The sequence below is a fragment of the Lelliottia sp. EB106-05-01-XG201 genome, assembly GCF_058791735.1.
This window is the reverse complement of sequence record NZ_JBYTDV010000001.1, coordinates 1,912,987-1,924,963: the sequence shown is the minus strand read 5'-3', so window position 1 is coordinate 1,924,963 and position 11,977 is coordinate 1,912,987. Positions and strand designations below refer to the sequence as shown.

At 56.7% G+C, this 11,977-nt stretch carries 14 protein-coding genes; 7 read left to right on the top strand and 7 right to left on the bottom strand.

Annotated features, from left to right (window positions below; translation table 11 throughout):
- The first annotated feature begins 15 nt into the window (after positions 1 to 15).
- Together znuC and znuB are read left to right on the top strand one after the other, a co-directional pair.
- Positions 16 to 771, top strand: a complete 756-nt coding sequence (gene znuC, locus AC3WS9_RS08935) for a zinc ABC transporter ATP-binding protein ZnuC (protein WP_282494655.1) — start codon at positions 16 to 18, stop codon at positions 769 to 771.
- Positions 768 to 1,553, top strand: coding sequence for a zinc ABC transporter permease subunit ZnuB (znuB, locus tag AC3WS9_RS08930; RefSeq protein WP_282494656.1), 786 nt, complete (start codon positions 768 to 770; stop codon positions 1,551 to 1,553). The genes znuC and znuB overlap by 4 nt, the downstream gene beginning before the upstream one ends.
- A 97-nt stretch (positions 1,554 to 1,650) precedes the next feature.
- On the opposite strand, the gene ruvB is transcribed toward znuB, so the two are convergent.
- The 6 genes from ruvB to aspS form a co-directional block, all read right to left on the bottom strand.
- Positions 1,651 to 2,661 (bottom strand): Holliday junction branch migration DNA helicase RuvB, encoded by a 1,011-nt coding sequence (gene ruvB / locus AC3WS9_RS08925; RefSeq protein ID WP_100779779.1) that lies wholly within the window; start codon positions 2,659 to 2,661, stop codon positions 1,651 to 1,653.
- 11 nt (positions 2,662 to 2,672) lie between these two features.
- Positions 2,673 to 3,284, bottom strand: coding sequence for a Holliday junction branch migration protein RuvA (ruvA, locus tag AC3WS9_RS08920; RefSeq protein WP_282494657.1), 612 nt, complete (start codon positions 3,282 to 3,284; stop codon positions 2,673 to 2,675).
- 80 nt (positions 3,285 to 3,364) lie between these two features.
- Positions 3,365 to 3,886 carry a crossover junction endodeoxyribonuclease RuvC gene (ruvC, locus tag AC3WS9_RS08915; RefSeq protein ID WP_492487841.1) on the bottom strand — a complete coding sequence of 174 codons (522 nt, stop codon included), beginning with the start codon at positions 3,884 to 3,886 and terminating at the stop codon, positions 3,365 to 3,367.
- A 34-nt stretch (positions 3,887 to 3,920) separates the two neighbouring features.
- Complete coding sequence (locus AC3WS9_RS08910; protein ID WP_064326513.1) at positions 3,921 to 4,661, bottom strand: YebC/PmpR family DNA-binding transcriptional regulator; 741 nt, start codon at positions 4,659 to 4,661, stop codon at positions 3,921 to 3,923.
- Between the two features lie 139 nt (positions 4,662 to 4,800).
- Complete coding sequence (nudB, locus tag AC3WS9_RS08905; RefSeq protein WP_492487839.1) at positions 4,801 to 5,244, bottom strand: dihydroneopterin triphosphate diphosphatase; 444 nt, start codon at positions 5,242 to 5,244, stop codon at positions 4,801 to 4,803.
- A gap of 1 nt (position 5,245) precedes the next feature.
- The gene (aspS, locus tag AC3WS9_RS08900; RefSeq protein WP_285144248.1) at positions 5,246 to 7,033 is read right to left on the bottom strand and encodes an aspartate--tRNA ligase; all 1,788 of its coding nucleotides are present in this window, start codon (positions 7,031 to 7,033) and stop codon (positions 5,246 to 5,248) included.
- 264 nt (positions 7,034 to 7,297) lie between these two features.
- Between aspS and AC3WS9_RS08895 the strand changes: the two genes are divergently transcribed.
- Genes AC3WS9_RS08895 through cmoB form a run of 5 tightly spaced genes read left to right on the top strand, consistent with a single transcriptional unit; the run spans position 7,298 to position 10,873 of the window.
- Positions 7,298 to 7,864 carry a hydrolase gene (locus AC3WS9_RS08895; RefSeq protein ID WP_285144247.1) on the top strand — a complete coding sequence of 189 codons (567 nt, stop codon included), beginning with the start codon at positions 7,298 to 7,300 and terminating at the stop codon, positions 7,862 to 7,864.
- Positions 7,861 to 8,679: a DUF72 domain-containing protein gene (locus tag AC3WS9_RS08890; RefSeq protein ID WP_492487836.1), complete on the top strand. Its 819-nt coding sequence runs from the start codon at positions 7,861 to 7,863 to the stop codon at positions 8,677 to 8,679. The genes AC3WS9_RS08895 and AC3WS9_RS08890 overlap by 4 nt, the downstream gene beginning before the upstream one ends.
- Positions 8,680 to 8,728: 49 nt before the next feature.
- A complete protein-coding gene (locus tag AC3WS9_RS08885; protein WP_095282395.1) occupies positions 8,729 to 9,124 on the top strand; it encodes an MAPEG family protein in 396 nt (131 codons plus the stop codon).
- A 40-nt stretch (positions 9,125 to 9,164) separates the two neighbouring features.
- Positions 9,165 to 9,905, top strand: a complete 741-nt coding sequence (gene cmoA, locus AC3WS9_RS08880) for a carboxy-S-adenosyl-L-methionine synthase CmoA (protein WP_492487833.1) — start codon at positions 9,165 to 9,167, stop codon at positions 9,903 to 9,905.
- Entirely contained in the window at positions 9,902 to 10,873 is a 972-nt protein-coding gene (cmoB, locus tag AC3WS9_RS08875; RefSeq protein ID WP_095282397.1) for a tRNA 5-methoxyuridine(34)/uridine 5-oxyacetic acid(34) synthase CmoB, read from the top strand. Before cmoA ends, cmoB begins: the two co-directional genes overlap by 4 nt.
- A gap of 290 nt (positions 10,874 to 11,163) precedes the next feature.
- Here cmoB and cutC read toward each other — a convergent pair whose 3' ends face one another.
- On the bottom strand, positions 11,164 to 11,907 hold the full coding sequence (cutC, locus tag AC3WS9_RS08870) for a copper homeostasis protein CutC (protein WP_492487831.1): 744 nt from the start codon (positions 11,905 to 11,907) through the stop codon (positions 11,164 to 11,166).
- Positions 11,908 to 11,977: the final 70 nt, after the last annotated feature.

Here is an 11,977-nt window from a genome sequence, read left to right as displayed (position 1 = left end):
CAAGCTTAAATTGACATGACGAATTTAGTTTCTCTCGAAAATATCTCGGTTTCTTTTGGTCAGCGCCGCGTCCTCTCTGACGTATCGCTGGACCTCAAACCCGGCAAAATTTTAACTTTGCTCGGCCCAAACGGCGCGGGCAAATCGACGCTGGTGCGCGTGGTTCTTGGGCTGGTAGCACCTGATTCAGGCGTCATCAAGCGTGACGACAAGCTGCGAATCGGCTACGTCCCGCAAAAAATTCATCTCGACGCCACCCTGCCCTTAACGGTCGGCCGTTTTCTGCGACTGCGTCCGGGCACCCGTAAAGACGATATCCTTCCCGCGCTGAAGCGCGTTCAGGCCGGGCATCTGGTCGAAGCGCCGATGCAGAAACTCTCCGGCGGTGAAACCCAGCGCGTTCTGCTGGCGCGTGCATTGCTGAGCAAGCCGCAGCTGCTGGTACTCGACGAGCCAACCCAGGGCGTCGACGTCAACGGCCAGGTCGCCCTGTACGACCTTATCGATCAGCTGCGCCGCGAGCTGGACTGCGCCGTCCTGATGGTGTCGCACGACCTCCACCTGGTGATGGCGAAGACCGACGAAGTGCTGTGTCTGAATCACCACATCTGCTGCTCCGGCACGCCGGAAGTGGTGTCGATGCATCCTGAATTTATCTCCATGTTTGGCTCTCGCGGGGCCGAACAGCTGGGGATTTATCGCCACAACCATAATCATCGCCATGATTTACAGGGACGGATTGTCCTGCGTCGGGGAAATGGACACTCATGATTGAATTGTTATTACCCGGCTGGTTAGCCGGGGTGATGCTCGCCTGTGCCGCGGGCCCGCTGGGCTCTTTTGTCGTCTGGCGCCGGATGTCCTATTTTGGCGATACTCTGGCCCATGCTTCATTGCTGGGCGTGGCCTTTGGCCTGTTGCTGGATGTGAACCCGTTCTACGCCGTCATTGCCGTGACGCTGCTGCTCGCCGCCGGTCTGGTGTGGCTGGAGAAGCGCCCTCACCTCGCGGTGGATACATTGCTGGGCATTATGGCCCACAGTGCGCTGTCGCTCGGTCTGGTGGTGGTGAGCCTGATGTCGAACATTCGCGTCGATTTAATGGCGTATCTGTTTGGCGACCTTCTGGCAGTGACGCCGGAAGATCTGATCTCTATCGCCATTGGCGTGGCGATCGTGCTCGGGATTTTGCTGTGGCAATGGCGCAACCTGCTGGCGATGACCGTCAGTGCTGATTTAGCCTTTGTGGATGGCGTTAAACTGCAGCGCGTGAAGCTGCTGCTGATGCTGGTGACCGCATTGACGATTGGGGTGGCGATGAAGTTTGTCGGTGCGCTGATTATTACGTCGCTGCTGATTATCCCGGCCGCAACCGCGCGTCGTTTCGCTCGTACACCGGAGCAGATGGCGGGTGTGGCGGTAATTGTCGGCATCATTGCCGTGACCGGTGGATTAACCTTCTCGGCGTTTTACGACACGCCAGCCGGCCCGTCAGTGGTGCTGTGTGCCGCGCTGATGTTTATCTTCAGTATGATGAAGAAACCCGCGAGCTAACTCTTTTCCCCGGTCGCGCTGCGCGTACCGGGCGACATGTTTCGTTGTAGGCCGGATAAGGCGTCAGCCACCATCCGGCTTTTTTTTCCGCTGCGAACTACGGCATTTCCGGTGGCGTAATCCCGAAGTGATTCCACGCGCGAACCGTTGCCATACGCCCACGCGGTGTGCGTTGCAAAAAGCCCTGCTGGATCAAATATGGCTCCAGCACATCCTCAATGGTTTCACGCTCTTCGCCAATCGCCGCCGCCAGGTTGTCCAGCCCGACCGGCCCGCCAAAGAATTTATCCAGAATCGCCAGCAGCAGCTTGCGGTCCATATAGTCAAACCCTTCGGCATCAACGTTCAGCATATCCAGCGCCTGGGAGGCGATATCCAGCGAGATGGTGCCATCATGCTTCACTTCCGCGAAGTCGCGCACACGCCGCAGCAGACGGTTGGCGATACGCGGTGTACCCCGCGAGCGCTTAGCCACTTCAAACGCGCCCTCGTCGCTCAGCTCAAGCCCCATGAAGCGGGCGCTACGACCAACGATGTACTGCAGATCCGCCACCTGATAAAACTCGAGGCGCTGCACGATGCCGAAGCGGTCGCGCAGTGGCGAGGTCAGTGAACCCGCACGGGTGGTGGCGCCAATCAGGGTAAACGGCGGCAGATCGATTTTGATTGAGCGCGCCGCCGGGCCTTCACCAATCATGATATCCAGCTGATAATCTTCCATCGCCGGATAGAGCACCTCTTCCACCACCGGCGAAAGACGGTGGATCTCATCGATAAACAGCACGTCGTGCGGTTCGAGGTTAGTCAGCATCGCCGCCAGATCCCCGGCCTTCTCCAGCACCGGGCCCGAGGTGGTGCGCAGGTTCACGCCCATCTCATTGGCAACGATGTTCGCCAGCGTGGTTTTACCGAGGCCGGGAGGACCAAAAATCAGCAGATGATCGAGGGCATCCCCGCGAAGTTTCGCCGCCTGGATAAAGATTTCCATCTGTGAGCGAACCTGCGGCTGGCCGATGTACTCTTCCAGCAGCTTCGGGCGGATCGCGCGATCCACCACATCTTCTGGAACATTGCTGGCTGCCGAAATCAGGCGGTCTGCTTCAATCATCCTCTACTACCTCACAATGCCGCGCGGAGCGCTTCACGAATCAGGGTTTCACTGCTGGCATCCGGTTTGGCGATTTTGCTCACCATCCGGCTGGCTTCCTGTGGTTTATAGCCCAGCGCCACCAGCGCAGCCACCGCTTCTTGCTCTGCGTCGTCATCCGTCGGACCGTTCGGCGAGGTCAGCACCAGATCGGACGCCGGTGTGAACAGGTCGCCATGCAGACCTTTAAAGCGGTCTTTCATTTCGACGATCAGGCGTTCAGCGGTTTTTTTGCCGATGCCCGGGAGTTTGATAAGCGCAGCGGGATCTTCACGCTCAACGGCATTCACAAACTGCTGCGCCGACATGCCGGACAAAATTGCCAGCGCCAGCTTAGGCCCGACGCCGTTGGTTTTAATCAGCTCGCGGAACAGCATGCGTTCCTGCTTGTTATTAAAGCCATACAGAAGCTGGGCATCTTCACGCACCACGAACTGGGTGAAAACAATCGCCTCTTTACCCGACTCCGGAAGTTCATAGAAACAGGTCATTGGCATATGGACTTCATACCCCACGCCTCCCGCTTCCAGCAGAACTAACGGGGGTTGTTTTTCAATGATGATGCCTCTGAGTCTGCCAATCACATGATGCTCCTGCGTGAGATGCGAAATTAACTTCCGTCATCATAAAAAAAGGCTGGATGTTTATCCAGCCTGATTTGTGATTATCGTAACCGGCCTCGCGCCAGATTGAGCCTCGACTCGCTCATTTGCATGGCGTTTTGGCTCACATGGCAGTGGGTTATCGCAATCGCCAGCGCATCGGCGGCATCCGCCTGCGGGTTGGCCGGAAGTTTAAGCAAGGTCCGCACCATGTGCTGGACCTGCACTTTATCTGCCCCGCCATTGCCCACCACCGTCTGTTTGACCTGACGCGCCGCGTATTCGAACACCGGCAAATCCTGGTTGACCGCCGCGACAATCGCCACGCCGCGCGCCTGGCCCAGCTTTAACGCCGAGTCAGCATTTTTCGCCATAAAGACCTGCTCAATGGCAAAAAAGTCGGGCTGGAACTGGGTGATAATTTCCGACACGCCCGCGTAAATGAGCTTCAGACGCGACGGTAAATCATCGACTTTGGTGCGAATACAGCCGCTGCCGAGGTAGGTCAGTTGGCGACCCACCTGGCGGATAACGCCGTAACCGGTAATGCGCGAGCCGGGGTCAATCCCGAGAATAATCGACATCACGCGTCTCCGGTTAGAGGTTCAATGACTCTCATTAGAGAGTCGCGGCGACCTCATCAGAGATCTCACCGTTATGATAAACTTCCTGCACGTCGTCGCAGTCTTCAAGCATGTCGATCAGACGCAGCAGTTTTGGCGCGGTTTCCGCATCCATATCGGCTTTGGTCGATGGGATCATCGACACTTCAGCGTTGTCTGCTTTGAGACCCGCCGCTTCCAGCGCATCACGCACCGCGCCCATCTCTTCCCAGGCGGTGTAAACGTCAATTGCGCCGTCGTCGAAGGTCACCACGTCTTCAGCACCCGCTTCCAGCGCCGCTTCCATGATCGCGTCTTCGTCGCCTTTCTCGAAGGAAATCACGCCTTTTTTGCTGAACAGGTAAGCCACGGAACCGTCGGTGCCCAGGTTGCCACCGGTTTTGGTGAACGCATGGCGCACTTCGGCAACGGTACGGTTACGGTTGTCGGACAGACACTCAACCATCACCGCTGTACCGCCAGGGCCGTAACCTTCATAGATGATGGTTTCCATGTTCGCGTCGTCATCGCCGCCCACGCCACGTGCGATGGCACGGTTCAGGGTGTCACGCGTCATGTTGTTAGACAGTGCTTTATCAATCGCCGCGCGCAGACGTGGGTTAGAACCCGCATCGCCGCCGCCCAGACGGGCTGCCGTCACCAGCTCGCGAATGATTTTAGTAAAGATCTTACCGCGCTTGGCATCCTGTGCCGCTTTACGGTGTTTGGTGTTGGCCCACTTGCTATGACCTGCCATAAAAAGTTCTCCAAAATTATCCTTCGCCTTTCAGCTTCCGGATGCGTTGGCCGCGTCCGCTCACACCAGTTACTTACCAACGTAAGCTCCTGGCGATTCGCGACCTTGCCGCCTTCCTGGAAACTGAAATGCTTGGAAATTAATTAACGTTAATTACAAATTCTTCAATCGCCTGCCGGTTGCTCCACGACTTGGTTAAGGTGGCCGCTTCGGCCGCCTCAACCCAGCGGTAGGTCAGATGTTCGGTGAACACGATCTGCCGTTCATGGGGAAGTGCAAGACAGAACCACGATTCCGTATTGCGCTCGATTCCCGGAGCATAGCGATGACGTAAATGGCTAAAAATTTCAAACTCCACCGTGCGCTGACAGTCCTTCAGGGTCAGTTGCTCCTGAGCAACATTAATGGTGACCTCTTCATTTACTTCACGCGCGGCGGCCTGCGACGCGGTTTCTCCCTCTTCCAGGCTGCCGGTAACCGACTGCCAGAACTCAGGATCGTCGCGCCGCTGCAACATCAGCACCCGCTTCGTGTCTTCTGCATAGATGACCACCAGAACAGAAACGGGAAGCTTATATGACATGCTAGTCGTTCGCCTCTAACTCACCTTTATCTTTCGGCTTAACCTGAATGCCCAACTCAGCCAGAGAGGCCGGGTTAGCAAAGCTTGGCGCTTCGGTCATCAGACACGCAGCAGCGGTGGTTTTCGGGAAGGCAATCACATCACGGATGTTATCCGTGCCGGTCAGCAGCATGGTCAGACGATCCAGACCAAACGCCAGACCCGCGTGCGGAGGGGTGCCGTATTTCAGGGCATCCAGCAGGAAGCCGAACTTCTCGCGCTGCTCTTGCTCGTTAATGCCCAGAATGCCGAACACGGTCTGCTGCATTTCGCCGCTGTGGATACGTACGGAACCGCCGCCCACTTCATAACCGTTAATCACCATATCGTAGGCGTTCGCAACCGCCTCTTCCGGAGCGGCTTTCAGTTCGCTCGCGGTCATGTCTTTCGGTGCGGTGAACGGGTGGTGCATCGCCGTCAGGCCGCCTTCACCGTCATCTTCAAACATTGGGAAGTCGATCACCCACAGCGGAGCCCATTTGGCTTCGTCAGTCAGGTTCAGGTCTTTACCCAGTTTGAGGCGCAGTGCGCCCAGCGCGTCGGCAACCACTTTCTTGTTGTCTGCGCCGAAGAAGATCATGTCGCCGTCCTGTGCGCCGGTGCGCTCAAGGATCGCTTCCACGATGTCTGCGTTCAGGAATTTCGCCACCGGGCTGGTGATGCCTTCGATGCCTTTCGCACGTTCGGTGACTTTAATATAAGCCAGGCCTTTCGCGCCGTAGATTTTGACGAAATTGCCGTAGTCATCAATTTGTTTACGGCTCAACTGAGCACCGCCAGGTACACGCAGAGCAGCCACACGACCTTTCGCATCGTTAGCCGGGCCGGAGAAGACCGCAAACTCAACCGCTTTCAGCAGGTCAGCAACGTCCACCAGTTCCATCGGGTTACGCAGGTCTGGTTTGTCAGAGCCGTAACGACGTTCCGCTTCGGCGAAGGTCATGATCGGGAAATCGCCCAGATCCACACCCTTCACGTCCTGCCACAGGCCGCGCACCAGCGCTTCCATGATTTCGCGCACCTGAGGTGCAGTCATGAAGGAGGTCTCGACGTCGATCTGGGTGAATTCAGGCTGACGGTCAGCGCGCAGGTCTTCGTCACGGAAGCATTTCACAATCTGATAGTAGCGGTCAAAACCAGACATCATCAGCAGCTGCTTGAACAGCTGTGGAGACTGCGGCAGCGCGTAGAACTTGCCTTTATGCACACGAGACGGAACCAGGTAATCGCGCGCGCCTTCCGGCGTGGCTTTGGTCAGCATCGGGGTTTCGATATCGAGGAAACCGTGGTCGTCCATGAAACGACGCACCAGGCTTGTGATCTTCGCGCGGGTTTTCAGGCGCTGAGCCATTTCCGGGCGACGCAGATCCAGATAGCGATATTTCAGACGCGCTTCTTCGGTGTTGACGTGGTTGGAGTCAAGCGGCAGCGATTCTGAACGGTTGATGATAGTCAGGTCGGACGCCAGCACTTCGATGGCACCCGTCGCCATGTCGGCGTTGATATTTTTTTCGTCACGCGCACGCACGGTGCCAGTGACCTGGATGCAGAACTCATTACGCAGTTCGGAGGCCAGTTTTAACGCGTCCGCACGATCCGGATCGAAGAACACCTGCACGATGCCTTCACGGTCACGCAAATCGATGAAGATAAGGCTACCGAGATCACGACGACGGTTGACCCAACCACACAGGGTCACCTGCTGTCCAACGTGGGACTGACGCAACTGCCCGCAATATTCTGTACGCATGAGATATCCCTTAATTTAGCCGCAGGCTAAATGTCGCCTGAGTTACAGGCTACTATGTCGCAGCTTTCTGTATGTCACAACTGGATGAAAAAAGGCGGCTATTATACTGGAAATTCCGCCGTACGATAAGAGAGAAGCTTGCCAGACGCGCGATTGCTGCGCTCTTATTGCGCATTCTCACAAAAATTAACAAAATTATCCGATCTTACTTACCCTGTATCATCGTAAGGTGTGACGGACGCTAATCTTTTGACTGGAGTAATGATGTTAACACTTGATGCCACCAAAACCGCACTTGTCGTGATCGATTTGCAGGAAGGCATTCTGCCGTTCGCCGGAGGCCCGCATACGGCTTCGGATGTGGTCAGCCGCAGCGCACGTCTTGCGGATAAATGCCGCGCCAGCGGATCGCCGGTGGTCATGGTGCGCGTGGGCTGGTCAGCGGATTTCGCCGAAGCGCTGAAACAGCCGGTGGATGCGCAAGCCCCTGCTGCCGCGCTGCCGGCAAACTGGTGGACCTATCCTGAAACGCTCGGCAAACAGGATAGCGATATCGAAGTCACCAAACGCCAGTGGGGCGCGTTCTACGGCACCGATCTGGAACTCCAGCTGCGCCGTCGTGGGATCGACACCATCATCCTGTGCGGGATTTCCACCAACATCGGCGTGGAATCCACCGCGCGTAACGCCTGGGAGCTGGGCTTTAACCTGGTGATTGCCGAAGACGCGTGCAGCGCCGCCTCGGCGGATCAGCATCAGGGCAGCATGACCCATATCTTCCCGCGTATCGGTCGCGTGCGCAGCACCGACGAGATCCTCAGCGCGTTATGATTTACCTGGGCCTGCCCCAATGGTCGCACCCGAAATGGGTGCGCCTTGGCATTACCAGCCTTGAAGAGTATGCCCGCCATTTTAACTGTGTGGAGGGCAATACCACGCTGTACGCCCTGCCGCGCGCGGAGATCGTCGCGCGCTGGCGCGAGCAGACCACCGATGACTTCCGCTTCTGCTTTAAATTCCCGGCGACCATTTCCCACCAGGCCGCGCTGCGCCAGTGCGGAGATTTAACCGAGGAGTTTTTCGAAAGGATGTCGCCCCTGGCGAACCGCATCGGCCAGTACTGGCTGCAACTCCCTGCCACCTTTGGCCCGCGCGATCTGCCTGCGCTTTGGGCTTTTCTCGACGCCCTTCCCCGCGAATTCACCTACGGCGTGGAAGTGCGTCATCAGGAATTTTTCGCCAAAGGCGAAGCGGAACAAGCGCTTAACCGTGGGCTGCATGAGCGCGGTGTGAATCGGGTCATTCTGGACAGCCGCCCGGTCCACAGCGCCGTGGCGCATAACGAAGCCATTATCGACGCCCAGCGCAAAAAACCGAAAGTGCCGGTTCACGCCGTGGTGACGGCCAATAATCCGATGGTACGGTTCATCGGCAGCGACAATATGCAGCAAAATCGCGAGATGTTCGCCGTCTGGCTGCAAACGCTGCCGAAGTGGGAGCAAACCACCACCCCTTACCTTTTCCTGCACACGCCGGATATCGCCCAGGCACCTGAACTGGTCGATGCTCTGTGGCAAGCCTTGCAGGCTGCGGTTCCGTCCCTTGGCCCTGCCCCCTCCATCCCACAACAATCTTCTCTTTTCTGACGTCAGCCCCTATCATAGAAGTGCCATCTGCCAAAAACAGGGAGTTTGTATGGTCAGCGCACTGTACGCGGTGTTAGGTGCATTACTACTGATTAAGTTTTCGTTTGATGTTGTGCGCCTGAGAATGCAATACCGCGTCTCATACGGTGACGGTGGGTTTTCGGAGTTACAAAGCGCCATCCGTATTCATGGCAATGCGGTGGAATACATTCCCGTTGCGCTGATTTTGCTGCTGCTCATGGAGATGGACGGCGCGGAAACCTGGATGGTTCACGTCTGCGGTCTGCTGTTGATCGCCGGACGACTGATGCACTATTACGGCTTTCACCACCGCTTATTCCGCTGGCGTCGTTCTGGCATGAGCGCGACCTGGTGTTCGCTTTTGCTGATGGTGCTGGCTAACCTGTGGTATATGCCGTGGGAGTTGGTTTTCTCCTTCCATTAGCGCACAATACGCCACTTTATTTTTCCCGGATTTTTACGTTATGTCTGATCGCGACACGCTTTTTTCCGCGCCTATCGCCAGTCTGGGCGACTGGACCTTTGATGAACGGGTAGCCGAAGTCTTCCCGGATATGATCCAGCGCTCTGTTCCAGGTTATTCCAATATTATCTCAATGATCGGCATGCTGGCTGAACGCTTTGTTCAACCCGGTACGCAGGTTTATGACCTGGGTTGTTCACTGGGCGCCGCGACGCTGTCGATTCGCCGTAACGTGCATCACGAAGGCTGCAAGATCATTGCCGTCGATAACTCTCCGGCGATGGTCGAGCGCTGCCGCCGTCATCTGGATGCCTATAAAGCGCCGACGCCCGTTGAGGTCATTGAAGGCGATATTCGCGATATCCACATCGAGAACACCTCGATGGTGGTACTGAATTTTACCCTGCAGTTCCTGGTGCCCGAAGATCGCCAGTTGTTGCTGGACAAAATTTACAAGGGGCTGAACCCCGGCGGCGCGCTGGTGCTGTCAGAGAAATTCAGCTTTGAAGACGCGAAAGTCGGCGAACTGCTGTTCAACATGCATCACGATTTCAAACGTGCCAACGGTTACAGCGAGCTTGAGATCAGCCAAAAGCGCAGCATGCTGGAAAACGTGATGCTCACCGACTCCGTCGAAGCGCATAAAGCGCGCCTGCATAAAGCCGGTTTTGAGCACAGCGAACTCTGGTTCCAGTGCTTTAACTTTGGTTCCCTGGTGGCTCTGAAAGGGGACAACGCATGATCGACTTCAGCAATTTCTATCAACTTATCGCCAAAAACCACCTCTCCCACTGGCTGGAAACCCTGCCTGCTCAGGTCGCTGCCTGGCAGCGCGACTCCCTGCACGGCCAGTTTAAGCAGTGGAGCAATGCGGTCGAGTTTTTGCCGGAAATGACGCCGTACAAACTGGACCTGCTGCACAGCGTGACGGCGGAAAGTGCCGAGCCACTGAGCGAAGGCCAGCTGCTGCGTCTTGAAAAGCTGATGCGCAACCTGATGCCGTGGCGCAAAGGGCCGTTCTCCCTGTACGGTCTGAACATCAACACCGAATGGCGTTCCGACTGGAAGTGGGATCGCGTTCTGCCGCATCTGTCGGATTTAACCGGTCGCACGATTCTGGACGTCGGCTGCGGGAGCGGGTATCACCTGTGGCGCATGATTGGCGCGGGCGCGCATCTGGCGGTCGGGATCGACCCGATGCAGCTGTTCCTGTGCCAGTTCGAAGCGGTGCGTAAACTGCTGGGTAACGATCAGCGCGCCCACGTGCTGCCGCTGGGCATCGAACAACTCCCCGCGTTGAATGCGTTTGATACGGTCTTCTCGATGGGCGTGCTGTACCATCGCCGCTCCCCGCTGGAGCATCTGTGGCAGCTGAAAGATCAGCTGGTCAGCGGCGGCGAACTGGTGCTGGAAACGCTGGTGATCGAAGGCGACGAAAACGCGGTGCTGGTGCCGGGCGATCGCTACGCGCAGATGCGTAACGTCTATTTCATCCCGTCCGCGCTGGCGCTGAAAAACTGGCTGGCGAAGTGTGGTTTTGTCGATATCCGCATTGTGGATGTGTGCGTGACCTCGACGGAAGAGCAGCGTCGCACCGAGTGGCTGACCACCGAGTCGCTGGCCGAATTCCTCGACCCGAACGACAGCAGCAAAACCATCGAAGGCTATCCCGCGCCGATGCGTGCGGTGTTGATTGCGACGAAGCCGTGATTTGCCCGGCGGCGCTTCGCTTGCACGGGCCTACGATTTTGTAGGCCGGGTAAGGCGAAGCCGCCACCCGGCAGTTAGCACGGTTTCTCCAAAATAGTTCAAGTTGCAGCAAGGCGGCAACGCAGCGAATCGCCGGGAGCTGACATGAGTCAGTGACCGGTGTGAGCGAGGCAGCCAACGCAGCTGCGGCTTGAAATATGAAGGAGAAAAAAAGGCCCCTGTTGAAATTGCAGGGGCCTGGTACAAGCAAGCATCATATTGGGCGACATGATGCGCGGTAAAAATCGCTGCTACACGTGAAACTGCTCAATCATTGATTTCATTACCGCAACCGACTCTCCATCTACCCCGTAGCGGGAGTACTCATCCGCTTCGGCATCTGTCGACATTGACAATCCTGTATTGCGATAGCGCATAGGCGAAGGCGTCCACTTGCCTGCCGAGCTGTGAAGCTCTTCCACCCCTGCGTTTAAAAACGTTTCCAGATTGCTGGCGCGGACTCCCGCACCTGCCATTATTATTGGAACACCGGAATGCGCTTTTAGTTCCATAATTAATTGCAGTCCTTTTTCAGCACTCGACTTTTGGCCGGATGTCAGGATGCGCGCCACGCCCAATTCGGCCAGATTTTCAAAGGCTTGAATCGGATCTTTACACATATCAAACGCGCGATGAAAAGTCACCGCCATCCCTTTTGCTGCCGCCATAATCTGGCGCATACGCGGCATATCGACGTTACCCTCTTCATCAAGCAGGCCGATCACCAGACCCGGAAAGCCCAGTTCGCGAACACGAGTCACATCTTCCAGCATGGCGTCAAATTCACCCGCCGAGTAACAAAAGTCTCCACCGCGCGGGCGAATAATCGGGTGGACGGGAATGGTCACCGCCTCGCGGACAGATTTCAGCACGCCGTATGACGGCGTCAGACCCCCCTCTTTCGGCGCGGCGCACAGTTCAACGCGATCGGCCCCGTTTTGTTGCGCCGTGACAGCACATTCCATGCTGTAACAACAGATCTCCAGTAGCGCCACACTTCCTCCTTTCATTCACGGTAATAAACCATCATGCCACGCCGTAAAACGGCGGACTCAGCGTGAGTTC